The organism is Rhodococcus sp. IEGM 27, from assembly GCF_033142305.1.
In the GTDB taxonomy this organism is placed as follows: Bacteria; Actinomycetota; Actinomycetes; order Mycobacteriales; family Mycobacteriaceae; genus Rhodococcus_F; species Rhodococcus_F oxybenzonivorans.
The window spans coordinates 356455-381951 of sequence record NZ_JAWLSG010000003.1; the positions used below are offsets into that span (position 1 = coordinate 356455).

Below are 25497 nucleotides of genomic sequence, written 5' to 3' on the forward strand. Positions count from 1 at the left end.
ATAATCATGCTGATCGGATTCGCCGGTCTCGGCCGGATGGGACGGCCGATGGCCGCAAACCTGGCACGGGCGGGACACACGATCCTCGCCTACGATCCGGGACCAAACACGGGGGCGCCGGAAGGGGTTACGGTCGTCGGTTCGGCGGCCGAACTCACCGAGGCGCCGGTGACCATCAGCATGTTGCCGGATGGAGCGACGACGCGGGCACTCGTCGTGGAGGGGCTGACGAGCGCCGCGGAGGGCCACCTCCACGTGGTGATGGGTACCGTCGGCCCCGAGCTGGTGCGTGAGATGGCCGGTGCCGAGAGGATGGACATCATCGATGCCCCGGTATCCGGCAGTGTGTCGATGGCCGAGACCGCCACCATCACCACGATGGTCGGCGGGACCGCGGAGCAGTTCGAGCGCATCCGCCCGGTCCTTGCGGCGATGACCTCGGCGCAGTTCCACACCGGGCCCGCCGGTTCCGGATCGGTAGCAAAACTCGCGGTCAACGCCGTACTTGCCGCGCTCAGTCAAGGTATCGCCGAAGGCCTGCTCATCGCCGAGGCAGGCGAGATCGATCTGAAGGTCTTCTACGATGTGCTCCGCAACAGCGCGGCAGGTGCTCCCTACGTCGGATACAAAGAGCAAGCGTTCCTCTCGCCGGGCTCTGCCGGCGTCGCGGCCCCGGTGTCACTGATCCGCAAAGACCTCGGCTTAGCCCTCGACCTGGCCCACAGACAACAACTCAGCCTGCCCGGAGCCGAGGCGGCCTACATGGTGTTGAGCGAGGCGACCGACGCCGGTCTCGGCGACGAGGATATGGCCCAGGTGCTCGCTGCCCTACGAATGCGCAACACCCTGCCGATCTCCTGAGCCGATAGAAAACACGGCCGCCCGATGTCACCGATGACCAGCCGATTGTGAAGATCCGGCTGGTCATCCGTCGACGACCCAGCCAACCAGCACGACGTCGTGACCGCTGGACGCGTCTCCTGTCTTCGGAACGTCCGGTCTCAGCTGGCCAATAGAGAGTCCACCAATAGGCATGGAGGAGGGCCCACGCCGTCCGGGAGGGCTCTTCCCATTGAGATGCCCTCCGTGGGTGCAATCAGTGGTTGCGGCCCACCACGAACCAGATGGCCACACAGGTCTCCTCGAAGGGATTGCTGAGCCGGTGCGGAGTCGAAGAATCGAAGTTCACGCTGTCGCCGGGACCAAGCACCTGACGGGCGAACGCCACCTGCACCTCGAGACTGCCGGAAAGTATGTGGCAGTACTCCTTTCCGCCGTGAACCATCAGGTTGTCCGCCGGGCACGACTCGGTTCCCGGCGGATACGTCACCCGTAGGAACTCCACGTCCGGGTCATCCGCGGGTGTCAATCGCTCCCACCGCACACCACCACCGAGGAAGAGCTCGAGGCGGTCTCCGTGGCGTTGCAGCCCGGGCAACGACCCGATCTCTGGCAAGGTTGACGGTGCGGACTTCCCGCTTGTGATCGCCGGTGCGTGATCTGCGGTGTCGTTGCCGGCCCCTGGCACGGCTGTGAACCCGTGGGCTTGCAGGTCGGTCGGCGTGGTGTGTTCGGCCATCAGAGTATCCAGGGACAGCCCCAGTTCGGTGACTATCGCGTACAACGTACCGACCGAGGGGGTCGCCCGTCCCAGCTCAACCTGCGAGATGAAGCTCGGCGAGAGGTGGACACGGCGCGCCATCTCCCGCAACGACATGTTCGCCGCCTCCCGTGCCGCGCGCAGACGTTGCCCCAGATGGGATCCCGCCTGGGCGCCGTCATCGTCCGCAACCGCGGAAACAGCTTCGCTCATTGCGTCTCACCTTTCACTTCCAACTGAACATTAACGCATCAACTGTCTTCCCCCGCAGGACGAGAACGCTCCCACACCCGTTCTCCCAGCCAGGACGAAGAACTCTTCTGTGAGGTATCACTTCGCATATTCAGGGATCATATGTGCAGTAATACTATACACTTCGTTCGATGATGCAGGTCACACCGAGCTATGGAGGATCTCCGCATGGGCGAGACCATGAACGCCGCGATTTACTACGGCGCCCGTGACATTCGAGTGGAGGAGGTCCCGATTCCGACGCCTGCTCCCGGGGAGTGTCTCGTGAAAGTGACCCGGTCGGGGATCTGCGGCACCGACGCGTCCGAGTGGACGGCCGGCCCCAAGACCTTTCCCGTCCTGCGGCGTCACCCCAACAGCGGACACCAGGGCCCGCTGATCCCCGGTCACGAGTTCGTCGGCGAGATCGCCGTCACCGACCCCACCTCCGGATTCGGGGTCGGTGACCGGGTCGCGAGCGGTGCCGGCATCTGGTGCGGGCAATGCCGGCGCTGCAAGGCCGGACGGACCAACCAGTGCGTGCACTATCGCACCCTCGGGCTCAACGTCCACGGCGGCATGGCCGAATTCGTTGCGGTGCCGTCCCAGACGCTGCGGGGGTTGCCGCACGAATTGTCCTTCGACCACGCCGGTCTCGCGCAGCCACTCGCCGTCGGCATCCACGCCGCACGCCGCTCCGGCGCCCAACACGGCGACAAGGTCGTCATCATCGGCGCCGGGGCGATCGGCTCCTTCGTCCTGGCCGGGATCAAGCACCTCTTCGACGTGGACGTGACCGTCGTCGACTTCCCCGGCCGCCGTCTCGAGCGCGCCGTGCGTCTCGGCGCGGACCGCACCCTCGGCGCCTCCCCGGACATCGCCGCCGAGATCGCCGACGCACTGGGCGGAGACAAGCCGGACGTCGTGATCGAGGCCGCCGGAGCACCGAATCAGCTCCCCACCGCGCTGCAGATGGTCACCGACGGCGGCCGGGTGCTGGCAGTCGGCATTCCCAAGGACAATCCGGCCCTCGACGTCCACTCCCTGGTGTTCCGGGAGATCACGCTGGAATCGACCCTGGCGCACGTGTGCGACACCGACCTGCCCTCGGCGCTCGAGATCCTCTCCGAAGGCGTACTCGGCACCGAGCTCGCCGAAACCCCGCTCCCCCTCAACCGCCTAGCCGACGAACTCGACCGCCTTTCCAGCGGGCAGGTCGAAGGCAAGGTCCTGATCGACCCGTCCCTGTAAACAATCGGTGCCTTGCCTCTCCCGGCTCGCCACGCCATGTACGGGTCACGTTCTCTGGGGCCCTAACTGACCCGTCCTGCTGCTGGCATTTCGTATACCTGTGTCAAACACTAGGCTTCGGCTGGGTGCGTAGAGCCACGATGCCGCCGGTACCCCTCCATCTACGAATATGCGCTATTCATAGGCTTTCTCGAACCAAAACCTACTCACACGTGCTCTTGACAGGTGCGGCAGTACACGGTTCAATCATCAGTAGTGTGAAGTGAAAGTAAACACACATTGTTCTGGCGCGTTGTACTTGACAAGTAGCGCGGGTGCTCACGAACCAACTGGGTGATCTATCGCGACTCGAGTCGCGCCTGCGAGTCCCGCCCCGAGAAGCCTGCTGGAACACGATGCCCTCGTCCACTGAAGAAAGCACCCACGCTCATGCCCACAGAAGCACGTGAAACTACCGAAGCATTGCCGACTCGTGCCGCGCACGCAGGCAGCCTGAAAAAGGGCACCATCGGCGTCTTCGGTGCCGCGGTCATGGCAATTGCACTGATCACACCGCTGACGACCTTGTCGTCGAACATGGCTGAGAGCCTGATTCTCGGTGTTGGTCCCGCGACCGTCGTCGTCACCCTTCTTGTGACGCTGTTACTTGGGTTCTTCGCCGCAGGCTATAGCGCGCTCGGGCGCGTCGTCGTTGATTCAGGCGCCTACGCCGCGTACGCCGCATACGGCCTAGGACACAAGGTAGGTTCGGCGGTGGGTGTGGCGGCCGTACTGGGTTATAACCTCGCGACGGTCGCCTTCATCGGAATCGGAGGATACTTCCTCGACAACACCATCAAGCCGCACGGCCTCGACCTCCCGTGGTGGATCTACTCACTTGCGGTCCTGGCGTTGGTGGCAGTGCTGGGCATCCTCGGCGTCAACATTGCGAGCCGATTCAATACGATAATCTGTGGTCTTCAATTCCTCATGCTGGCGATCTTCTTTCTGGCCGTATTGTTCAAGAGCCCGGCCAATTTCAAGCTCGATGTCTTCTCCTTCTCGGGAGTTTCGTGGGGCGGCTTCGGTCTGTCTGTGGTCTTCGTTCTCCTCGCGCTCGCAGGATTCGAGTCCAGTTCCGCGTACGGCGAAGAAGTTCGAGATCCACACCGCACAATTCCGAGGGCCACCTACGTAACACTGCTTCTGCTCAGCGGAATCTTCGTCCTTGGCACGTGGGTCGTTGTCGCAGCATCAAACGGGGACCCCCGCGCAGTAGCCGGTGGGGATCCAGGCGATCTCGTGCCGGCCCTTTTCGGCAGCTACCTCGGTGAATGGACCAGCACCGCGACGAACTTCATCATCGCAGTCACGATAATTGGCGCAGCCCTTGCCTTTCACAACCTTTCGACTCGGTACATGTACTCCTCGTCTCGATCAGGCATCTTGTTCTCAGCACTGAGCCGAACGCATCCGCGCTACAAGACTCCGCACGTCGCGGTCATGGTCCAAGTGCTCATCACCCTAGCTTTTCTTCTGCCATTCGTTCTGACCGGAGCGAGCCCGATGACTGACCTGCTTCCTGCGATTGCTGGATACAACGCACTGAATATGATCACCAAAATGGGCACCACCTCGGCAAGTACAATTGTCGCTACCTTTAATGGCAAGCTCACCGGGTCGAAATACTCGACCATCTATGCGCCCCTTCTTGCTATCGTCGGTTTCGTCGCCACAGGAGTCCTGATTGTTTTGCACTACAGGGAAATCACCGGGACTGAGGCGCTGTGGGTCAATGCAATGCCTCTGATGATCGTTACCTGTGCGCTCTTCGGCGCGCTCAAGCAGTGGCAGATCGATCGGGATGTCTTCGCCCAGCGCCCCTGACATCGTCCGCTGGACTGCACGGTCGGGGGGTGCCGAGACAGTGCGTCGGACTGTAATGTTGGACATTCCGAGTCTGTGTGCGCCTCGACTCGGTGGAGTCTTCGGTGTTGAGAACTCATCGACACGACAGGACGAATTTGCAGTTGAGCGCGCTGGCAATGTCGTAGGGAGTCTCACTCAGGTGAGTGTGCTCTTGTATGTGCGCATGCCGGTGATCCAGTGGTCGTAGTCGGCGGCTTTATGGCGATAGAAATCGAGCACTTGGGTGTGCGGGAGAATCAGGAATCGTCTGGTTGCGATGCCGTGGAGGACGATTTGTGCCACGTCGTCGGGGTCGAGTACTTCGCCCGCGGTGGTCACGGCGCGTCGCGTCAGGCCCGCATCGTCGTTGTCGTCACCGAAGCCGGAGTCCAGGAGCGCGGTCTTGACGCCCATCGGGCACAGGCAGCTGACGCCGATGCCGCGGTCGCCGTAGGTCACCGAGAGCCATTCGGCGAACCCGACGGCGGCGTGTTTGGACACGGCGTAGGGCGCTGACCCGATCTGTGTCAACAGGCCGGCCGCGGACGCCGTGGAGACGAAGTAGCCGCTGCCTCGTTCGAGCCACCCGGGCACCAATACTCGCGCGGCACGCGCGTGCGCGAGCACGTTCACACCGAATGCGGCGGCCCAGTGCTCCTCGGAACTGTCCAGGCCGACGCCGCCGGTGATCCCTGCATTCGCGAAATACATGTCAACAGGACCGAATTCGGCTTCGGCGCGCGCGACGAGGCCTCGTATCACGGCTTCGTCGGACACATCACCTCCGGCCGCGATCGCGGACGCGGGACCGATCTCGCGCGCGACGCGCTCGGCGTCGGCCGCCGCGATGTCGGCAATCAGCACCCGTGCACCACCGGCAGCGAGTGCCCGCGCCAGCGCTGCGCCGATACCCGCAGCGCCACCGGTGACGATCGCGACCTTGCCGACGATGTCCACGGGTTCGCCCCGATCGTGGTCCAACGGCAGGTGCCGATCTCGACCGCCTGATTGCTTACGAACTTCGACCATCACAACCTCTCGCATTGCTTCGATGATGTGCGCGCCCAGTCGTGTTGTCGTCGGCGCTTCGCACGGAAGCGTCGGACATTTCGGTGGCACGGCTACGCAGCCGTGCCCTATACAAGCACGTAAAAAATTTGTGTTCAAGGCCGTATTCGGTGTGGGATCGGCCGGAGGTATTCGATCGGAGCGCGTGGGCCGTCAGGCGTTGGCCGTGTTCAGTCCGGTCGATCGTCGAGTCTGGCGCGTCGCAGTGCGTATCGAATTCCGCCGGCGATGAAGGAGGTAGCCATGTCTGCCGCTAATTGCGGATCGGTCTGTGGATGTCGGTGTGCGTCGCGAGCGGTTTGGAACGCGACATCGACTGCCATTGCTGTGACACGGCGGAGGGCTTGATCGTCGAAGCGGCCGTTGTTGCCGCCGGGGACTATGCGGGTGAGTATGCGGTCGATGACGCTGTCGATGAATCGTTGTCTGTTCTGGTCGGGAGGGCTGCTGGGGTCGATCTCGACGATCAGTTGGAAACCGTTGGGCCTGTCGCGCGCGTAGTCGAAGAAGGCCTGCACATCGCCGGCGATCTCGCCGATCGTGTCGAGAGTTTCGGCGCGACTGTAGGCTGCGAACATGTATTCGAGTGCGTAGTCAACTTCCCACTTCAAGCACGCGTGGTACAGCTCTGCTTTGTCGCTGAAGCGCGAGTACAGCGTCGGCTTGGTGACTCGTGCGGCCTTGGCGACCCCCTGCATGGTCGCCGCCGCGTAGCCACTTTTCGCGAAGACTGCACTTGCCGTGGTGAGCAACCGATCTACGGGGATCGGAACCGGCCCTGGCCGCGGTGTCGACACCGATGTGCCACCTTCCTCGAGTGTTTTTCGTCGAACTATTGCGAATTCTGTCACGTGCATGTTATTACTATACCCGTCCGTAAATAATCCCATGTCAAGGTGTGTTTAATATGATCGGTCGGTGGTTGGGCTCGAGAGTGCTGTGGACGTGGGGCATCTGCCTGAGCGTGGTGACACTCGTGGCTGCGGGGGTGACCGTGCTTGGTGGGCCAGTCGCGTCGGCGGAGCCTGCCGCGTCGGCGGAGCCTGCCGCGTGCGCGTTGCCGGAGGGGGACGCTGCGCCGCAGCGGGTTGCGCCGGGGTCGGTGAACATCGATCAGGCCGCGTTGGACGAGGCGATCGCGTTCGCGGCATCTCGGATGCGGTCCAACATTCAGGTGTATCGCAACAACTGTCTGATCGGGACCGGGGCGTTGAACCATGTGAGCGGCAATGTCGCCAGCAATCTGTGGAGTTCGACGAAGTCGGTGCTGGCGATGGTCGCCGGTGTCGCATACACCGAGGGGCTTCTGGATCTGGAGGCCCCGATCGGGAGGTATCTGCCCGAGGGGCAGGGTGATGCGGCGCATCGCGCGATCACGGTACGGCAGTTGCTGACGCAGACGTCCGGGTTGAAGCAGTCCATTCTGGCCGAGGCCTACACCGCTCTCGTGCCTGACTTGAACATTGTCGAGCAGGCGCTCACCCTGCCGTTCGAGCACGAGCCGGGCACGAACTTCGCGTACGCGCAGCGGCCTCCCGATCTACTCGCCTACGTTGTCGAACGGGCGGTGGGGCAAGACCTGCAGCAGTTCGCGCAGCAGAAACTGTTCTCCCCGTTGGGTATCGACGCCGAGGACTACTTCTGGCAGCGCGACCGGGCCGGTCACACCTATGGTTTCGCGTTCCTCATGATCCCGCCGAACGATCTGGCCAGGCTAGGCCTGTTGCTGCTCAACAACGGTGAATGGAACGGCAACCGCATCATCGCTGCCGACTACATGGACCAGCTACACCAGCCCTCACCGCGCAACGCGTGTTACGGATTTCTCGTATGGCTCAACCAGGCCCCGTGTATCGGTGTCACTCTGCCCTCGGAGCACGTGTTCGAGCAGCCACCGTTCTTGCCGATGCCGCCCGACACCTATGCGACGGTCGGGTTCCTGCAGCAAACCAATTTCGTGATGCCGAGCCTGCACATGCTGGTCACCTGGACCGGATTCTTCGGTGACGTGTCTCCCGATCCGGCGACAGTATTCTCGGCCAGTCTCAACAGCGAGCTGTATCGCGAGTTTCTGCGCAAGCTGGCACGCGCGGTCACCGACGTCGAGCTGCCCGACCCGGGACCTTATGTCCCGACGGTGAACACCACGATCGACCAGCCCGGGATGTTCGACCCGAACGTCCTGCTCGGAGCCGTGGGTGTGGGTCCGCTCGCGCCGCCGGGGTGCACTCCGGAGCAGTGTGGCCCGACCCCGTTGGTGCCGCCGTTCAGCAATACCCCGGACGCCTGCCGGCTCGGCGTCTGTATCCCGCTGCCCGGTGTTCCCCAGCGCCACGGGCAATAGTCGCCCCGCACCGTTGCCCGGTGTTGCCCAGCGGTGCGGGTACCGGATAGTCCGCACGTACACACCGGGCTCGTAGCAGTAGGCGGTGACGCGCGCGCGGTGGCCGTATCCGGCGACGAGCCCTCGGTCTCGGCGAGGTCCGAAGTGAGGGTTCGGCGCGGAGGTCCGCGGTGTCCGCACCCACCCGTCACGACGCGGCGCCGACATCCCGACCGCCCACCCGGCCCCAGCACGGCGTCGCTGGACCCCTTGAACACTCCCATTTGAAAGAAGGCTTTCGCATGGCTTTCGTTGCACCACCGGACGCGTTGTTCCTCATGGCGGAGACCCGTGATCACCCCATGCACATCGGCGCGGTGGGGTTGTGGGTGCCGCCGCCGGAGGCCGGTGACGGCTTCGCTCGGGAGATCTACGAGGAGCAGCGGGCAAACACGCGCGTGTGTGCTCGGTTTCGGCGTCGCCCGGCACACCTGCTGCCGCTTCTGCACGCGTTGCGGTGGACGGTGGACGACGATATCGATCTGGACTATCACGTCCGGCTGTGGTCGCTACCAAAACCGGGCGAGATTCGTGAGTTGTTCGAACTCGTATCCCGGCTGCACGAGTCGCCGCTGGATCGCCACCAGCCGTTGTGGGAGTACCACGTCATCGACGGACTCGCGGACGGGCGTGTCGCGATCTATCAGAAGGTGCACCACGCGCTGGTCGATGGTGTCGCCTCGATGCGGTTGACCATGCGGCAACTCTCGACGAACCCGACCGAGCGCAACACCCCGGCGTACTGGTCACCGGTAGAACCCGCACAGGGGGAACCGGATTCGTCAGCCACATCGCCGGTCGGCGTGCTCCACAGTGTCGCCGGGGCGACAGTCGCGGCAGGACAATTCGCCGTGGACGCGGTCAAGGTCGCAGACAGCATGCGCAAGGGTGACCTGGCCGACCCGATGCCCAGTGCCCCGCGCACGATCTTGAACACCCGTGTCGGCAGTGCGCGACGCTTCGCGGCACAATCGTGGTCGATCGACCGCCTGCGGGCGGTCGCGCGGCGCAGCGACAGCACACTCAACGACGTCGTCCTGGCGATGTGCGGCGGCGCACTGCGCACCTATCTCCTCGATCTGGACGCACTGCCGCTCGAGCCGCTGATCGCGGCGGTCCCGGTGTCGGTGCGCAGTAGCCAGGGCTCGGGTGGCAACGCGGTCAGTGCGTTGTTGTGCAATCTCGCCACCGACGACGCTGACGCCGACCGACGGTTGGCCGCGATCGCGTCGTCGATGCGCCGCGGTAAGGAGGCGCTCTCGGGGCTGTCGCCCCTGTCGTCCTTCGCGGTCGGCGGACTCGCGATGCACGAGCTGCTGCTCGCTCAGATCCCCGGTTACGCCGCTCTCGTGCCCCCGGCGTTCAACGTCGTGATCTCCAATGTGCCCGGCCCTACCGAAACGATGTATTTGAACGGCGCCCGCCTCGACGGCATCTATCCCACGTCCATCGTGATGGACGGCCAGGCCCTCAACATCACCGTCACCAACCACGCCGGCTATCTCGATTTCGGATTGATCGGTGACCGCAAACGGGTACCGCATCTGCAGCGGCTGCTCGCCCACCTCGAGAACGCGCTGGTAGCGCTGGAGAAAGGCGTGAACCTGCCCTGAAAGTGCCGCACGACGGACCCCGCCGTGTGGCCTGATTTCCGTCACCGCGGGACCTCGGCACCGACCGGGTCCCGCCACCATGTTGTTTCTGCCCCGAGACAGAAGGGAGTCGACGTGCGACTCGCATTGACCGACGACGAACGCGCATTCCGCGACGAGATGCGCGAGTTCTATACAACCCAAATCCCCGCTGAGCTGCGAGAGAAGGTGCGGCGAGGGGTGGAACTTGACAAGGACGACTGCGTCCGTAGCCAGCAGATCCTCAACGCCGCCGGCCTGGCCGTGCCGCACTGGCCGGTCGAGTGGGGTGGCAAGGCGTGGACACCGATACAGCACCACATCTGGCTCGACGAGATGCAGCTGGCATCGGTCCCCGAGCCGCTGACCTTCAATACCGGCATGGTCGGCCCGGTGATCGCGCACTTCGGCTCTCAGGAGATCAAGGAGCGGTTCCTGCCCCCAACGGCGAACCTGGATATCTGGTGGGCTCAAGGCTTTTCGGAGCCCGAGGCGGGATCGGACCTGGCGTCGCTGCGGACCACTGCGATTCGTGACGGCGACTCCTACATCGTCAACGGCCAGAAGACCTGGACCACGATGGGCCAGTACGGCGACTGGATCTTCTGCCTCGTCCGCACCGATCCGACGGCCTCGAAGAAGCAGGCGGGCATCTCGTTCCTGCTGATCGACATGCAGACCCCCGGGCTCACCGTGCGGCCGATCAAACTGGTCGACGGCAGCTACGAGGTCAACGAGGTGTTCTTCGAGGACGTCCGCGTCCCGGTCGAGAACCTTGTAGGAGAGGAGAATCAGGGCTGGGCCTACGCGAAGTTCCTGCTCGGCAACGAGCGGACCGGCATCACCGGTGTCGGGCGCACGAAGGTCCGGCTCGCCCAAGCCAAGGAGTTCGCCGCCACGACCAAGGCAGGACATGGGACGGTGCTCGACGATCCGCTGTTCGCGGCCCGACTCGCCGAGGTGGAGAACGAGTTGCTGGCGCTCGAGCTCACCCAGCTGCGGGTGGTCGCGGGCTCGGCCGACGGCAAGCCGAACCCGGCGTCGTCGGTGCTGAAGCTGCGCGGAACGCAGCTGCAACAGGCCGCGACGGAACTGATCCTCGACGTCGCCGGCATGGATTCGCTACCGGTCGAGGCGGGTTCCGATATCGCGTCCCCGCAATGGGCTCAGCTTTCTGCCCCACAGTATCTGAACTATCGCAAGGTGACGATCTACGGCGGCAGCAGTGAAGTGCAACGCAGCATCATCTCATCGACGATTCTTGGATTGTAAGGAAAAGCAATGGATTTCGCACTGTCCGACGAGCAGCAGATGCTCCGCGACACCATACGTGAGCTACTGGACCGCCATTACGACACCGAGAAGCGTAACAAGGTCATCGACACCGATCCGGGCTGGAGCCAGGACGTGTGGGGCAAGTTCGCCGAAATCGGGGCGCTCGGCTTGAGTTTCGCCGAGGACGACGGCGGCCTGGGCGCCGGTCCGGTCGAGACCATGACCGTGATGGGGGAGATCGGCCGCAGGCTCGCCCCCGAGCCGCTGCTGGACGGTGTCCTCGTCCCCGGCGGGTTGATCGCTGCCGTCGGCACCGCCGACCAGCGCGCACAGTTGCTACACAAGATTGCCGGAGGCCGGACCGTCCTGGCGTTCGCGCACCTCGAACCCGCAGTGCGTTGGCCCACGCGTCAGATCACGACGGTCGCAACCGACAGCGGCGGCACATGGACGGTGACGGGCACGAAGAATCCCGTCCTGCGCGGCGACGTCGCCGACAGCCTCGTCGTCAGTGCCGCCCTGCCGGCCGGCGGGATCGGACTGTTCCTCGTCCATCCCCGAGCGGAAGGACTGCACCGGCAGTCGTATCGCACCTATGACGGGCTGCGCGCCGCGCAGATCGAATTCACCGCTACCCCTGCCGAGTTGCTCGGTGACGGAACGGACGCGAGCACCCAGATCGATGCCGCGGTCGTGGCCGCGCAGGCCGCGCTCGGCGCCGAGGCCGTGGGGATCATGGAGGAGGTGCTGCGGCTGACCACCGAATATCTCAAGCAGCGCAAGCAGTTCGGTGTGCCGCTGGCGAAGTTCCAGACACTCACCCAGCGGGCCGCCGACATGTACGTCTCGCTCGAGCTCGCACGCAGCATGTCGCTGTACGCGACGATGGCCCTCGCCGACGGTACGGTCGACCCGGTGATCGCCGCTCGCGCCAAGCTGCAGATCGGACGCGCTGCCCGCCACATCGGACAGGAGGCGATTCAGCTGCACGGCGGCATCGGCATCACCGCCGAATATCCGGTCGGCCACTACGTAGCCCGCCTGACCGCGATCGAACACACCTGGGGCGCCACCGATGATCACCTGCGCACCGTCGCGGCCGGCATCGGAGACTACGACAAGGTGGAACTGTAGTGATGCCGGCCGAGGAGCCGGTCGTCGACTCCGCCGCGCTGGACGGGGCCCCCGGCAGAGCGCTGCTGTGGACGGACTACGCACGCTCGCTGGCCGACTTCGGTGCGCTGATGCTGACCTGGCCCATCCTCAGCCGCGCCCCCCGCGGGGACGGGCACCCCGTGTTGGTGCTGCCCGGTCTCGTCGCCTCTGACGCCTCCACGATCGTGCTGCGTGTGGTGCTGCGACGACTCGGGTACACCCCCTACGGTTGGAACCTCGGAACCAACCTCGGCCCCACCCACAAGATCGTGGACGGCACTCCGGCCCGGCTCGACCAGATCGCCGCCCGGCACAAGCAGCCGGTCACGCTCATCGGGTGGAGCCTGGGCGGCATCTTCGCGCGCCAGCTGAGCCGCAGCGCCCCGGATTCGGTGCGGCAGGTAATCACACTCGGTAGCCCCTTCAAATTGGCCAGCGACCGACACAGCCACGCACGCTTTATCTACAATCTGTGGCGCAAGCGGCATGTCACGGAGCTGCTCGCGCCGCTGGAAGCCGGTCTCGGGCCGCTGCCCGTCCCGGCCACCTCGATCTACAGCCGCCGCGACGGCATCGTCTCCTGGCGAGCCTGCCTCGACGACGACTCGCCCCACGCCGAAAACATCGAAGTCACCGCCAGCCACCTCGGCCTCGGGCACCATCCCGCCGTGCTGTACGCGATCGCCGACCGACTCGGCCAAGCCCACGGCCAATGGCAACCCTTCCACCCGCCCCGGTGGCTGCGCTGCGCCTACCCCGACGCCCGACGCGATTGAGTCCTATCAGGACCACGACCGAGGGTCAGGTCCCTGAGCGACTTCACAATGCCCTCTGCACTGGGCGCCGGACGCGCAGTGCGACTCGACCTGCGATCAACGGCTGACCTGACCACCGAATCCACGCCAGGAGCTGCCGTGGCGGACAAAGCGTTCGTCGCAGGATCGCCGGCGCGCCTGCGCTCCGACGGTCTCCAAGAGTCGTCACCTTGTTCCACGTCATCGACAACGCCGCAAGCACACTCGTGCCGGCGACGGACGCCACTGCTATAGCCAGATCACGGTGCATTGCTGTACTTCGACACCCCCACCGCCATCGACCCGAAAAGTGGCCGGCGAGAGGCGAACTGTATGGGCCGCCGGAACCGACAGTCGTCCGTCTCGACTGCGACACGTGAACGATTGAGCGGTGGGTCGGTCGCGCGGTGGAGTTCCCGAACTCGGGTGGGAAGCGTGAGGGTGCGTTGCTGTCGAGGCTGTGCCGACCACCACTGAAATTGTTTGTCGTGCAGCGAATTACACGCCAGATTCGTGGTGTCGGAAGCATGTCGACGCGATGGCCAAGGCGCATTGCGGTCGCCTCACCGACGGTCTCGGCGATGACTCGTCCTGCTGCTGCGCCCTGATGCGGTGGGCCGGCTCTTCGTCGGGGCGCGGACGTACCCGTGAACCCTTGCGGCGTCCGAACCAACATGCTATCTCTATACGGGAGCGTATATAATTGCAGTTCAAGTCGAATCGGTGTTGCGCTAGTCGAGGCGATGACGTGCGGCGGTGGAACGGGGCGCGAGTCGAAGACGCTCCGCAGTGCTTGCCCGACCCTGCCGTCGACCGATTGCCTTCATCCAAAGTCAGGAGAAATTGATGGTGCCTACCCGCGTCACCGACAAGGGCGGTGTCGGTTATCCGGTCGTGCAGGGCGACAGAAGGGCGGGGGCCGGTCGTGTCGAGTCGGTCACGCAAGTGAACGTGAACCGAGCAACGCACTATGCCGGCAGCGCCGGAATCCCGGCCTGTGGACGGCCACTATGCGTGCGGCCCCGCCGCCGCTAATGGCCAAGTCGCTCAGTGCGGTGTGCGCTCCGCCGGCAGCGACGAGATGGCGAGCCCGGGATCTGCCGCGGGGACAGACGCCCAGGCGCAGACAGCGACCTGGCCGCGCGCGGTGACCGCCCACAAGTCCCTCGACGGTCTGCCATCGAGCGACTTCCGTAGAGCACTTTTCGCCGCCGACATTCCAGACGGCGGATATCACAAAGATGGCGCTAGACATGAACGTCAATGCAAAGCACCACCTGTGGCGAGGCCCACAAACGGACTGGGAGATGACGCATGACTCAAATAACTCCGGCGCAGACGGTGTCGGAACGCGAAAACCGGCGGTCGCACCGCAAACTGCTGGCCGCTGGACTCATCGGAAGCTCGATCGAGTGGTACGACTTCTTCGTTTACGGCACCGCCGCAGCGTTGGTCTTTCCGAAGATCTTCTTCCCCGAGGCATCGGTCCTGGTAGGAACGCTGCTCGCGTTCAGCACCTTCTCGATCGGCTTCGTCGCACGACCCCTCGGCGGCATTCTTGCCGGCCACTACGGAGACAAACTCGGCCGTAAGCCGATGGTGCTGATCTGCTTGATCACGATGGGCGTGGCGACGTTTGTCATCGGCTGTCTGCCCACGGCAAGCGTGATCGGGGTGGCCGCGCCGATACTGCTGGTCACCCTGCGTTTCATCCAGGGCCTGGCATGCGGCGGGCAGTGGGGCGGTATCGTCCTGCTGCTCACCGAATCGACCGGCCCAAAGAAGCGCGGATTCGCTGGCACCTTCGGACAGATGGGTGTGCCGCTGGGCCTGGTCCTGGGCAACCTGGCGATGATCATCGCTAACTCGGTGATGTCGGACGCTGCCTTCCTCAGCTGGGGCTGGCGAATCCCGTTCTGGGCCAGCGCGCTGCTGTTCCCGGTCGTGCTCTACATCCACACCCGTGTCGAGAACTCGTCGGAGTTCCGTCAGTTGCAGGCCGAGGTCGAGTCCAAGCGCGGCAAGTATGATCAGATCGCGCAGGCTCCGCTGACGGAGGCCGTTCGTAAGCACTGGAAGACAATTCTGCTGGGTGCCGGTCTGCTGGCCGCAACCAACTCGGCGTTCTATGTCGCGATCGCCGGCTTCCTCAGCTACGGCACTCAGTCGACCTCCGAAGGAGGACTGGCGATGGATCGGAATGTGGTCCTGGTATCCATTCTGGCCACCTCGGCGATCATGCCGATCGTCATCATGCTGGCCGGGAAGGTCTCCGACACCATCGGCCGCCGTCCCTTGATCCTCGTCGGTGCCGGTCTGCTGATGGCCTGGGCGTTTCCGTTCTTCTGGCTGGCGAATACCGCTTCGGGTCCGCTGCTGTTCCTCGCCATGATCGTCAGCAGTGCCGGGCAGGCGCTCACCTACGGGCCGCTGGCCGCGTTCATGGGCGAGCTGTTCGAGCCGCGGGTGCGTTACTCGGGTGCCTCACTGGCGTACCAGCTCGCGGCGGTGGCGGTTTCCGGGGCCGCGCCGCTGGTGATGACGTGGATCATCGCCGAAACGGCGTCGACGGTGGGCGTGTCCGTGTTCATTGCCGCCATGGCGGCCATCACCCTGCTGAGCGCTTGGTTCCTCCCGGAAACCAACAGTAAGGCCGTGCGTGAGGATCCGGACGCCGTCCCCGGCATTCACACCGTAACCGCAGCTTGCAGGCGTGCTTGAAGACCCGCTCATGCCACAGCAGACCCTTAGCGTGAGCAACGTACAGGATCGTGCCCGGGCCAGGCGCCTCTACGACGACGTCATCCGTGCCGCCGAATGGACGGAATCGTTGCGGGACACGGTAACTACCGTGTTCGAAACTAATCTGTCCCTACAGGACGCTCGACTGAACACGGTGATGAAGAAGCTCACCGGGTGGGCGGCGATCATCGCGGTACCGACTGCGGACACCGGCTGGTACGGGTAGAACGTCCTCTACCCTGGGTTCGGTCACAACGGCGGAGCGGTGTCGAGCGCGGTCGTGATCGTGGGCGCCGCCGCCCTGCTCTATGTGGTGTTCAAACGTCGCGGCTGGTTGTGACGGCGGCGCACATGGTCCCCCCGAGGTGGTTCCACGGGGATCGAGTGATTGACATCACAGCGCGTCGGTACCACACTGAATTCAACTTGAATTCGAAGTCAAGATCAGAATGTAGCCGTTCGGTGAAAGGAATCCGCGTGACCAAAACCGGTGGTGTGTGCGACAGCCGCTTCTCGGCGTTGCAGGAAGCGTTGAAAGACAACCTCGACTCCGGTGAGGACCTCGGCGCATCCATCGTCGTCACCCTCGACGGTGCCCCGGTGGTCGACATCTGGGGCGGATGGTCCGATGCCACGCACACCACGGAGTGGGGTCGGGACACGATCACCAACGTGTGGTCGTGTACCAAGACGGTGACCGCGCTGGCCGCGCTCGTGCTCGTCGATCGAGGGCTGCTCGACGTGTACGCGCCTGTCGCTCGGTACTGGCCGGAGTTTGCTGCGAACGGCAAGGGCGACGTCGAGGTCCGGCACCTGCTCTCGCACACCTCTGGCGTCTCCGGCTGGGACAAGCCGTTCACGGTCGAGGATATGTTCGACCTCGCGGAGTCGACCAAACAGCTTGCAGCCCAGGCTCCGTGGTGGAAGCCGGGCACCATGTCCGGGTATCACGCACTCAACTACGGGCATCTGATCGGTGAGGTGATCCGCCGGGTCGACGGACGCACCCTCGGGCGGTTCGTCGCCGAGGAGATCGCCGGACCGCTCGGTGCCGACTTCCACATCGGGTTGAATCCTTCGGAGTTCGGACGCGTGTCGAATGTCGTTCCACCACCGCCGCTGCCGATTGATTTGGCTTCACTCGACCCCGAGAGTGTCATCGTCAAGACGTTCACCGGGCCGGGCCCCGACGCCTCTGCGGCATGGACCCCAGAGTGGCGACAGGCCGAGAACGGTGCGGCGGGCGGGCACGGTAACGCGCGATCCCTTGCCCGCATCCAATCGGTGGTGGCGTGCGGTGGCGAGATCGACGGTGTCCGTCTGCTCTCGCCCGACACCATCGCGCTTATCTTCGAAGAGCAGTCGAACGGCGTGGATCTTGCTCTCGGACAGCCCATCCGGTTCGGAATCGGCTACGGACTGCCGACGCCGGCGTCAGTTCCCTTCGTGCCCGAGGGGCGCATCTGCTTCTGGGGCGGCTGGGGTGGATCCCAGGTCGTCATCGACACCGAGCGGCGAATGACGGTGACCTACGTGATGAACAAGATGGGTCCGGGGCTCCTCGGCTCCGACCGGAGTGCTCAATACGTGTCTGCCGCGTTCGCGGCGATGGGCTGAGCGCGGGTACCAACACGAGCGGCCCGACGGGCTGTGACCTGGCCGGGCTGGCAATCCGACCAGCCTCTGCCGCCAGGCAGGGATGCGCACATTGCGCGGCTGGCGGATCGAGACGCGAAAGAGCGTCAACGCAAACTGTCCCGTCACGACGCCCCGGACTTCCGCAAGCCGCCGAAGAAGGACCAGCAGCCGCTCTTCGAGTCCACCGATACGATCCCTTCCCGCTCGATCCCGTCCTCGACGTCCGGCTCGCATTAGCGAACATCCGGGGCTATCCCAATGGGTGTGGCGTTCGAGCTCGTGGCCCGAGAAACCACGGCGCATGCCTCGTCCTGGGAGAACGGGTGAACGGATTATCGGTGTCGAAGGTCCGCTGCGACAGCGGTGCGGCGAACCAGTCGGTCAGCGACGGCCAGCGCGCAACGAAGTCGTCGTAGGCGTATAGGCGTGAGTATCGGGCGCCGCTGCTGGCATGTCGCCACAACCAGTCGCGATAGGAGGCCCGATCCACATGCGCAACCCGGACGTGCTCTCGAGATGTGTCTTCTGTGCCGATCCTGGCCGGCGATGTCACGACCGACGCCTGAGGGCAGTGTCGTACTCGGCGACCACCTGCTCGTCGGACACCCGGGTGTAGATGCGGATCGACTCCGGCGACGCGTGACCCAAACGACGTTGCAAGGCAAGCTCTCTCATCCCAGACACCAACCATGCGAATACTCCAACGACACGAGGGCAGTGGCGCCTGATGTTGACTTTCGAGAGCTGTCCACATAATCGAAAGAGCGCTGATTCAGGAGTGGACGGTCGCTGGTCTAGCGGCAGCGCGGGCACGGGGCCGGATAGGTGGTCAGCCCAAGGCCATCGACGCGGCGAAGGCGCGACACATCCGACAGATGATCGAGGCGAGCCCCGAAAACTGAAATCGCAGCAGGGATTGGCGCCACGCTGTACCGGCTACCTTTCATCGCAAGGTAGCGCTCCATCGCGAACGCGTCCGATCCGGCACATCTACGCCCTGCGATGGTCGGTGGGGGTTTCTCGGTGCGGTGTTCTGTTTAAAGCGATCCTCACAGCAAACCCTGGGCTCGAGCGTTAGTGATGAGTTGGGCCCTGTTGCGCGCGTCAAGCTTCTGCATGAGGTTTCTCAGGTAGGACTTGACCGTATTGACGGACAGGTGGAGTTCGTGACCGACTTCGATGTTGGTGTGCCCAGAGGCGACTAGTCGCAGTACGTCGTATTCCCGCGGGCTTACGGCGGCGCCCCTGGTCTCCGAAACTGATCCTTGGTAGGTGCCGGTCCGGGCGACTTGGCGCAGCGCATCGCCAAGCGCGGTTCCGGAGGCGTCTTTGACCAGGACTCCGACAGCGCCGGCCGCCAGAGAGGGTTCGACGGCGGCGTGTTCGGGAAAGGCAGTGAACAGCAGGATGCGACAGTTCGGTGCGGCGGCCTTCAACTGGGGAACCACGTCCGCCGCGAGCGCGTCGGGAAGCCGTAGGTCCAGAAGAACGATGTCAGGCTGTTCGAGAGAACAGGCAGTTATTGCAGCTGCCGCGGTCGCGGCGTGTCCAACTACTTGGATATCACTGTATCGACCGAGTTGAGTGATGACGCCGTCACGGACCACGGGATGGTCATCGACGACGAGAACCCGCGTCTCCATCGCACTCAGCATGGCAGTTCGATTCGACAGGTCGTCCCGCTCTCAAATTCGGAGATCATGCGCAAGGTGCCGCCGAGCCGACCAATTGCCTCGGCGGTGGTGCTCAGACCGACACCCGGCGTGTGTCCTGGTGACAGGCCGACGCCGTCATCGGTGATGGCGACGATAATTCCCCCACCTGGTCGGTTGCCCACGGTGACGACCACGGCCTCAGCCTGGGCGTGTTTCTCGATATTGAGCAAAGCTTCCCGCACGGCGGAAACCAGGACGGTGGTTCTCGACGGCGCGAGGACAGGCGGATCCTCGTCGAGAACGATCAATTCGGCCGGCACGCCGGTTCGGTCGGCGAATGCCACGCAATCGCCTTGCAACGCAACGGTCAGGGCGAGGGCGGTGGGGGAAGAGCGCAGCGTGCGTAGTGATTTCCTCAGCGCGGACGATGCGTCGGTTGCCTGTCGTTGCAATTGCTCCAATCTGGCTCTGAGATCGGGGTCGCCCGCGGCTACTTCCGCGAGACCTGCGACGCCGGATCCGATGGCGAACAGCAGTGCTCCAACGCTGTCATGCAGTTCAGCTGCCAGTTTGCTGCGCTCTTCATGAACCGCGACCTCGCGGGCGAGCCGGGCGCGCTCAGCGACTGCGACGGCCAGTGAGACCTGGTTGGCGACCACGGCGGCTTGCTGTATCTCGCGATCGCCGAAGGCGCCGCTCGTCCTTGCGCCGACCGCCAATACGGCTGATACCTCGCCTTGCCGCAGAACTGGCACCGCCAGCAGTCGGCGGACTCCCTCGGCGCCGATGTGCGCATCGAAGGTGTGGGTGATGTCATCGGCTGCGAGGTAGTCATCCACCCACGAGGCGCGCCCGACATGGTGCACTTTGCCGGTCAGGCCCAACCCGCTTTCGACGTGGAGCCCGCGGAGTAGCCCGGTTCGATCGCCCCGCACCTGGCCGAGCGTCACCCCGTGCGGATCAGTTCCCGCGGTGACCGGCTCGGCAACCCAGGCAACGGCGCCGTCGGCGGCCAGCACTTCGAGCGCGGCTCGCAGTGCCTCACGCCGGTCGAGGCAGGCCACCAGTGCTGCGTGCTCGACACTGAGGGCTTCGAGCGGATTCATGACTCACATTGAACGCCGGGGGTCGAGAAAAGTCACGACAGGGCTAACCCTACCGATCGGTCGCTAAAATTCTGGTGGCAAGTAGTTGGAAGTATTGGGGCACAATGAAACTGGCGTGGATTCGGTGTTCTCTCCAATTCCGGCGCCGAAGCGGACGCCTGATTCGGGAGCGCTCGGCGCATCACCCATTTGGGTGTGTCGCACACCACAGCAGCGGGTTACGTTACGCACACCCAACCAGGAGGTGCACGCACGATGACCGCGACGATTGGATCCAACGTGGAGATCGACCAACTGCTAGCTGGTGCGATCGAGAGAGGTGACGTCACCGGCGTTGCTGCGGTGGCCGCCGATCGCTCGGGACAGATCTACAGCGGAGCCTTCGGCGCCCGGAAGGGCTCGGAGCCTTTTACCGCCGACACGATTTGTTGGCTGGCCTCGACCACCAAAGCCGTCGTGTCGGTTGCAGCGCTTCAGCTCGTCGAACGCGGAGAACTCGACCTCGACGCGCCTTTGGGCACGTTGCTGCCCGAGCTCGGGGACCCGGTGGTGCTGGAGGGATTCGATGACGCCGGTGTCGCCGTTATGCGGCCCGCGCGGAGCGCGGTGACACTTCGCAGTCTCCTCACGCACACGTCGGGCTTCGGCTACAGCTTCTGCAACGAACGACTGCAGCGCTACCAGGAGGACAACGGGCTGCCCAGCATCATCGAATGCCGCGAAGCGACCCTGACCACACCTCTGCTCTTCGACCCCGGATCCGGGTGGGAGTACGGCATCAGCATCGATTGGGTAGGCAAATCCATCGAGGCCGTGTCGGGTCAGAGAATCGGCGACTATCTGCACGACAACATCCTCGCGCCCCTCGGTATGCGCGACACCACGTACGTGTTGTCCCTCAAGCACCGGCAGAAGCTTGCCACCATGAATGCCCGCACCCCGGACGGGCTCGTCCCGATCGAGTTCGAAATTCCGCAGGAACCGGAATTCCAAATGGGCGGCGGCGGCATGTACGGCTCGCCGTCCGACTACCTGATCTTCCTGCGGATGCTTCTGGCCGGGGGAACACTCGGTGGGGTCCAGATACTCTCCCGGAACACTCTCGATGCAGCTCGCAGAAACCACATCGGTGAGCTCTCGATCGGACCATTTCCCACATACGACCCCGCGGTGATCAACGCGGTCGACTTTCTGCCCGACACCACCAAGAAGTGGAGCCTTCTCGGGATGTACAACGTCGAGGAGACGCCGGCAGGGCGCTCGGCCGGAAGCTTGTTCTGGGCGGGATTGAGCAACCTTTACTACTGGGTCGACTGGGACAAGGGAAATACCGGGCTGATCGCAACCCAGATCCTCCCCTTTGCGGACCCGGTCGTTCTCGACCTGTTCGAGAAGTTCGAGAACCTGGTGCGCGCGCACTAGCTGCCCGCATCCGCAGAGACCACAAGGTCTGACACCCGGCTGGGATCCTGCACTTTGTCCGGCCGTGGCCGTGGACCAATCCGCGATATCGATACAAAGGAGAACGCTGAGGATGTGTCTACAAGACCGCCCTACAACGTCCCACAGACCGCAATCCGCCTTCCCGCGGTCGGAGGCTGTGCCCACAGGAACGAACATGACTGAAGGTGACACGGCACAGTGATGGCAGAACTTCCCTCACGTCCCCAAGTGAGCCCCGCTGAGATCTTTCCGTACGCGGCCGGTCTGAACCCGGACAAGGTGGCGCTGGTTGTCGGCACCGCGCGGCTCACCTACCGAGAACTCGACGACCACTCGACCGCCGTCGCGGTCGCGTTGCAAAGCCGGGGCATCGGGGCCGGTGACGTGTGCTCGCTCTACTCCCAGAACAGCTGGGAGTGGATCGTCGCCTATCACGGCATCTTGAAGGCCGGTGCGGTCGTCAATCCGGTCAATGTGATGCTCACCGGACCGGAACTGGCGTATGTACTGGCCGACTGCGGATCCAAGGCGATCTTCGCCGGAGCCGAGCAAGCCCGGGTGTTCGCAACGATCGCCGGTGAGGTTCCCTCCCTGGAACTGTTCTGCAGACTCACCGAGCGCGACGACGACCCGCTGCCGGAGGCCGTCCCCTTCAGTACGTTGATCGCCGCCGGCGCCGGCCGCTCCTGGACCCCACCCGGACCGGAACGGACAGCACTGTGCAGTATCGGCTACACCTCGGGGACCACAGGGCACCCGAAGGGTGCGATGCAGTCACACCAATCGATTCTTCTCAATTGCGCACTGACCGCCACCATGCACGGGCGCACCGCCGACGACATCACCGTCACCGCGTTGCCGTCAGCCCACGTCTACGGAAACGTCGCGATCAACAGCGTTTTCCTCGCCGGCGGAACTGTCGTTCTGATGGAGCGATTCGACGCTGCCCGAGCCTTGGCGCTCCTCGCCACCGAACGAGCAACCATGTTCGAGGGTGTGCCCGCGATGTACTCGATGATGGTGTCCGACCCGACCTTCACCTCGACCGATCTGTCCTCGCTGCGCAAGTGCACGATCGGCGGGCAGACCTTCGCACCTGAACTGATCGAGCGGTGGAACACCCACGCTCCGGGTCCGGTCCTCGAACTATGGGGAATGACCGAGATCTCCGGCCTGGGAACCACCCATGCACTCCATGCGCCCGCAGCGCCGGGATCTATCGGGGTGTGCCTGCCGGCAATGGATCTGCGCATCGCCCCGCTGCAAGGTAGCGCTTACGAGGTTGCACCGGGCGAACACGGCGAACTCCTCATCCGCGGCCCCCTGGTGATGCTCGGCTACTTCGGCCGTCCCGGCGAGACCGCAGAGGTGCTGTCCGACGACGGATGGTTGCGGACCGGTGACGTCGCGTATCGGGACGAGACCGGACATATCTTCGTCGTTGACCGCCTCAAGGACATGATCTTGACCGGCGGCTACAACGTGTACCCGGCCGAAATCGAACGCGTCGTCGCATCACACCCGTCTGTGGCCATGGTCGCGGTCGGCGGCATCGGAGATGCCGTGAAAGGCGAAGTCGCCGTGGCATATGTCGTACCTGTCGAAGGCACCGAACTCACCCCGGACGACGTGAGTGAATACTGCCGCGACAAGCTCGCCGCATACAAGCGACCGAGGAGAGTAGTCATCGTCGACTCGCTCCCGACGACAGCGTCGGGCAAGCTGATGCGTCGCAAGCTCGCGAGCCAATACCCGGTCGCCTCCCTGGCCGAGACTCCGGGATCGAAGCGCGAGTGCGCGCGCTGAAAGGCCGTACGACTATGGTCGGTCGACCTGCTCCGACGACCGACCCGGTCGTATGAACCTGCGCCGCGGCATTTCCCCTGTGCCGCGGCGCAGCCGTCCCGACCCGAGAAGAGAGTTGCCCGCGCGGAGCATGATCGGCCGGGCAGGACACGTGCCGAGCGCCACGCTTCGCCACCCAGAAGTGGGCGGTAAAGCGCGACTCGGCGCCACGCCGCGAGAGCGTCGCCGCAGACCACTGGTCCTGGCAGGCCGGCGGAGAGCCGCTCAACGGCCCGACTCGAGGACAGCGATAACCACAACCGCACTTGGGAAGGCATGACACTCACGATGAGGCGACCATGACAAACGACGTGTATGAACCCGTGTCGTTCGAAAACAAGTGGAGGCATTGGGGAGGCGCTCCCGACGAGGACATCTTCGTCACATTTGGAATCTCGCCACTCCAATACTATGACCGCCTCGACCGGCTTCTGCACAACCCGCGGCAGCTGGGCATTCTCGGTTTCTCACCACAGGTAGTGAACCAACTTCGAGAGATCTGCAAGATCAAACTCGCATCACACAAGAATCCCCGAACGGGGCACTCCACGAGTACCGTGTGACCCTGCGGACGACTGATTGATGGTGCGGCGCAGGTGCGAGAGCATCGCGCGAACCGAGCACCACAACGCGCCTCGCCGGCGCGGCGAAGCGCTACCCCAAACGGGTGGCAGCAGGAAAACGCCCTCACTGCACTACCTGAGTGTGGGCATCCGCCCGATCACGTGGTGACATCGTGCGCCGAGCGTGTCCGGGATGCCCAGCGCGGTCCCTGTCTCCCCGGTTGTTGCAATCCATGAACCCAGGGCAGGGCACCCGTCGGTCCGGCCACGGCGTTACGACCAGGATTCGGGGCTGACAGATTCCCGACCATCCGGGTGGCATCGACGAAGAGGCGCCAGCTCGCCTTGACCGACCTCGACGGCGCCGACTGAGGGCCTCCGATCGAGTGATCGGAGGCCCTCAGATGTCAGTTCGGCACGGACTGCTGGAACCGGTGCAGGATGTGTTCGGCATGCCGCAACACCGGTGCGTCGACCATCTGGCCTTCGAACTGGAAGACGCCACGTTCTTCGCCCACTGCTGCCAGCACCCGCTGCGCCCAGGCGACCTCATCTGGGTTGGGGGCGTACGCCGTGCGGATGACCGGCAGCTGCGAGGGGTGGATGGCGACCTTGGCGTCGAACCCGACGGCGGCCGCATCGAGCGCTTCATCCTGTAACCCGTCGAGGTCCTGGATGGTCAAGTACACCGAATCCAGTGCAAATCGACCGTGCGCCTTCGCCGCCAGTAGCGCCTGGGATCGCACTTGCCGGGCCACATCCCGATAGGACCCGTCGGCGCGTCGGCTCGACTGTCCGCCCAACGCGGCAACCAGGTCCTCCGCACCCCACATGATGCCGACCGTGCCGGCGGCCGCGGCGATGTCCGCGCCCGCGAGTGCCCCCAGCGGAGACTCGATCAGGGCGATGACCTCCCGCGGAGCGAGGGAGACGACCTGCTCGGCGGATTCGGTTTTGGCGAGCATGACCCGGGTATAGGGGGTGTCATCCAGGGCGGCGAGGTCGGCGTCGTGATCTGCAGTGCCAACCGGGTTGAGCCGCACCACCGTGTGTGCCGGATCGAGGAGAGTGTCCTGCAGGCACCGGCGGGCGAAATCCTTGTCGGTCGGGGCGACGCCGTCTTCGAGATCGAGGATCACCATGTCCGCGGCCGCGGCGGCCTTACCGTAGCGCTCCGGTCGATCAGCGGGGCAGAACAACCAGGCCGGTCCCCCGACTGTTGTTTGCACT

Annotated in this window: 20 protein-coding genes and 1 pseudogene; 14 read left to right on the top strand and 7 right to left on the bottom strand. The window is 64.3% G+C overall.

The features are described from left to right. Nucleotides 1-6: 6 nt before the first annotated feature. Complete coding sequence (locus tag R4P95_RS12585; RefSeq protein WP_317744335.1) at nt 7-861, top strand: NAD(P)-dependent oxidoreductase; 855 nt, start codon at nt 7-9, stop codon at nt 859-861. A 235-nt stretch (nt 862-1096) separates the two neighbouring features. Here the strand turns inward: R4P95_RS12585 and R4P95_RS12590 are convergent, their stop codons facing one another. After that, the gene (locus tag R4P95_RS12590) at nt 1097-1813 is read right to left on the bottom strand and encodes an XRE family transcriptional regulator (RefSeq protein WP_317744334.1); all 717 of its coding nucleotides are present in this window, start codon (nt 1811-1813) and stop codon (nt 1097-1099) included. Nucleotides 1814-2020: 207 nt separating this feature from the next. Between R4P95_RS12590 and R4P95_RS12595 the strand changes: the two genes are divergently transcribed. Next, nucleotides 2021-3082, top strand: a complete 1062-nt coding sequence (locus R4P95_RS12595; protein WP_317744333.1) for a zinc-dependent alcohol dehydrogenase — start codon at nt 2021-2023, stop codon at nt 3080-3082. A gap of 429 nt (nt 3083-3511) precedes the next feature. After that, nucleotides 3512-4948, top strand: a complete 1437-nt coding sequence (locus tag R4P95_RS12600) for an APC family permease (protein ID WP_317744332.1) — start codon at nt 3512-3514, stop codon at nt 4946-4948. A gap of 177 nt (nt 4949-5125) precedes the next feature. Here the strand turns inward: R4P95_RS12600 and R4P95_RS12605 are convergent, their stop codons facing one another. Together R4P95_RS12605 and R4P95_RS12610 are read right to left on the bottom strand one after the other, a co-directional pair. Further along, the gene (locus R4P95_RS12605; protein WP_317744624.1) at nt 5126-5926 is read right to left on the bottom strand and encodes an SDR family oxidoreductase; all 801 of its coding nucleotides are present in this window, start codon (nt 5924-5926) and stop codon (nt 5126-5128) included. A gap of 281 nt (nt 5927-6207) precedes the next feature. Beyond that, entirely contained in the window at nt 6208-6894 is a 687-nt protein-coding gene (locus R4P95_RS12610; protein ID WP_317744331.1) for a TetR/AcrR family transcriptional regulator, read from the bottom strand. A gap of 50 nt (nt 6895-6944) precedes the next feature. On the opposite strand from R4P95_RS12610, the gene R4P95_RS12615 reads away from it, so the two are divergent. The 8 genes and pseudogenes from R4P95_RS12615 to R4P95_RS12650 all read left to right on the top strand — a co-directional run bounded on the left by R4P95_RS12615 (nt 6945) and on the right by R4P95_RS12650 (nt 17634). Beyond that, on the top strand, nt 6945-8381 hold the full coding sequence (locus R4P95_RS12615) for a serine hydrolase (RefSeq protein WP_317744330.1): 1437 nt from the start codon (nt 6945-6947) through the stop codon (nt 8379-8381). 281 nt (nt 8382-8662) lie between these two features. Then, nucleotides 8663-10033 (top strand): wax ester/triacylglycerol synthase family O-acyltransferase, encoded by a 1371-nt coding sequence (locus R4P95_RS12620; RefSeq protein WP_317744329.1) that lies wholly within the window; start codon nt 8663-8665, stop codon nt 10031-10033. A 114-nt stretch (nt 10034-10147) separates the two neighbouring features. Continuing rightward, nucleotides 10148-11323 (top strand): acyl-CoA dehydrogenase family protein, encoded by a 1176-nt coding sequence (locus R4P95_RS12625; RefSeq protein ID WP_317744328.1) that lies wholly within the window; start codon nt 10148-10150, stop codon nt 11321-11323. A gap of 9 nt (nt 11324-11332) precedes the next feature. Next, a complete protein-coding gene (locus R4P95_RS12630) occupies nt 11333-12460 on the top strand; it encodes an acyl-CoA dehydrogenase family protein (RefSeq protein WP_317744327.1) in 1128 nt (375 codons plus the stop codon). Between the two features lie 2 nt (nt 12461-12462). Next, nucleotides 12463-13257 (top strand): alpha/beta hydrolase, encoded by a 795-nt coding sequence (locus R4P95_RS12635; RefSeq protein WP_317744326.1) that lies wholly within the window; start codon nt 12463-12465, stop codon nt 13255-13257. A 1332-nt stretch (nt 13258-14589) separates the two neighbouring features. Beyond that, on the top strand, nt 14590-15996 hold the full coding sequence (locus R4P95_RS12640; RefSeq protein WP_317744325.1) for an MFS transporter: 1407 nt from the start codon (nt 14590-14592) through the stop codon (nt 15994-15996). A 31-nt stretch (nt 15997-16027) separates the two neighbouring features. Then, nucleotides 16028-16357 (top strand): annotated as a pseudogene (locus R4P95_RS12645) (CorA family divalent cation transporter); the annotation flags it as partial. 137 nt (nt 16358-16494) lie between these two features. Continuing rightward, nucleotides 16495-17634: a serine hydrolase domain-containing protein gene (locus tag R4P95_RS12650; RefSeq protein WP_317744324.1), complete on the top strand. Its 1140-nt coding sequence runs from the start codon at nt 16495-16497 to the stop codon at nt 17632-17634. 570 nt (nt 17635-18204) lie between these two features. Here R4P95_RS12650 and R4P95_RS12655 read toward each other — a convergent pair. From R4P95_RS12655 to R4P95_RS12665, 3 genes are all read right to left on the bottom strand, one after another. After that, the gene (locus tag R4P95_RS12655) at nt 18205-18330 is read right to left on the bottom strand and encodes a hypothetical protein (RefSeq protein ID WP_317744323.1); all 126 of its coding nucleotides are present in this window, start codon (nt 18328-18330) and stop codon (nt 18205-18207) included. 374 nt (nt 18331-18704) lie between these two features. Beyond that, complete coding sequence (locus tag R4P95_RS12660; protein WP_317744322.1) at nt 18705-19298, bottom strand: response regulator transcription factor; 594 nt, start codon at nt 19296-19298, stop codon at nt 18705-18707. 5 nt (nt 19299-19303) lie between these two features. Continuing rightward, a complete protein-coding gene (locus R4P95_RS12665) occupies nt 19304-20416 on the bottom strand; it encodes a GAF domain-containing sensor histidine kinase (RefSeq protein ID WP_317744321.1) in 1113 nt (370 codons plus the stop codon). Nucleotides 20417-20671: 255 nt separating this feature from the next. Here R4P95_RS12665 and R4P95_RS12670 point away from each other — a divergent pair, with 255 nt between their 5' ends. The 3 genes from R4P95_RS12670 (at nt 20672) to R4P95_RS12680 (ending at nt 24267) form a co-directional block, all read left to right on the top strand. After that, nucleotides 20672-21838, top strand: a complete 1167-nt coding sequence (locus R4P95_RS12670; RefSeq protein ID WP_317744320.1) for a serine hydrolase domain-containing protein — start codon at nt 20672-20674, stop codon at nt 21836-21838. A gap of 249 nt (nt 21839-22087) precedes the next feature. Then, on the top strand, nt 22088-23665 hold the full coding sequence (locus tag R4P95_RS12675; RefSeq protein WP_317744319.1) for a class I adenylate-forming enzyme family protein: 1578 nt from the start codon (nt 22088-22090) through the stop codon (nt 23663-23665). Between the two features lie 338 nt (nt 23666-24003). Next, nucleotides 24004-24267, top strand: a complete 264-nt coding sequence (locus R4P95_RS12680; protein ID WP_317744318.1) for a DUF3263 domain-containing protein — start codon at nt 24004-24006, stop codon at nt 24265-24267. A 407-nt stretch (nt 24268-24674) separates the two neighbouring features. Here the strand turns inward: R4P95_RS12680 and R4P95_RS12685 are convergent, their stop codons facing one another. Continuing rightward, complete coding sequence (locus tag R4P95_RS12685; protein ID WP_317744622.1) at nt 24675-25496, bottom strand: CoA ester lyase; 822 nt, start codon at nt 25494-25496, stop codon at nt 24675-24677. Nucleotide 25497 lies beyond the last annotated feature (1 nt).

Bases quoted from the DNA above. Each gene is read 5' to 3' on its own strand.
- R4P95_RS12585 (WP_317744335.1), top strand. From the start codon at position 7: ATGCTGATCGGATTCGCCGGTCTCGGCCGGATGGGACGGCCGATGGCC.
- R4P95_RS12590 (WP_317744334.1), bottom strand. From the start codon at position 1,813: ATGAGCGAAGCTGTTTCCGCGGTTGCGGACGATGACGGCGCCCAGGCG.
- R4P95_RS12595 (WP_317744333.1), top strand. From the start codon at position 2,021: ATGGGCGAGACCATGAACGCCGCGATTTACTACGGCGCCCGTGACATT.
- R4P95_RS12600 (WP_317744332.1), top strand. From the start codon at position 3,512: ATGCCCACAGAAGCACGTGAAACTACCGAAGCATTGCCGACTCGTGCC.
- R4P95_RS12610 (WP_317744331.1), bottom strand. From the start codon at position 6,894: ATGCACGTGACAGAATTCGCAATAGTTCGACGAAAAACACTCGAGGAA.
- R4P95_RS12615 (WP_317744330.1), top strand. From the start codon at position 6,945: ATGATCGGTCGGTGGTTGGGCTCGAGAGTGCTGTGGACGTGGGGCATC.
- R4P95_RS12620 (WP_317744329.1), top strand. From the start codon at position 8,663: ATGGCTTTCGTTGCACCACCGGACGCGTTGTTCCTCATGGCGGAGACC.
- R4P95_RS12630 (WP_317744327.1), top strand. From the start codon at position 11,333: ATGGATTTCGCACTGTCCGACGAGCAGCAGATGCTCCGCGACACCATA.
- R4P95_RS12635 (WP_317744326.1), top strand. From the start codon at position 12,463: ATGCCGGCCGAGGAGCCGGTCGTCGACTCCGCCGCGCTGGACGGGGCC.
- R4P95_RS12640 (WP_317744325.1), top strand. From the start codon at position 14,590: ATGACTCAAATAACTCCGGCGCAGACGGTGTCGGAACGCGAAAACCGG.
- R4P95_RS12655 (WP_317744323.1), bottom strand. From the start codon at position 18,330: ATGAGAGAGCTTGCCTTGCAACGTCGTTTGGGTCACGCGTCGCCGGAG.
- R4P95_RS12660 (WP_317744322.1), bottom strand. From the start codon at position 19,298: ATGGAGACGCGGGTTCTCGTCGTCGATGACCATCCCGTGGTCCGTGAC.
- R4P95_RS12665 (WP_317744321.1), bottom strand. From the start codon at position 20,416: ATGAATCCGCTCGAAGCCCTCAGTGTCGAGCACGCAGCACTGGTGGCC.
- R4P95_RS12670 (WP_317744320.1), top strand. From the start codon at position 20,672: ATGACCGCGACGATTGGATCCAACGTGGAGATCGACCAACTGCTAGCT.
- R4P95_RS12680 (WP_317744318.1), top strand. From the start codon at position 24,004: ATGACAAACGACGTGTATGAACCCGTGTCGTTCGAAAACAAGTGGAGG.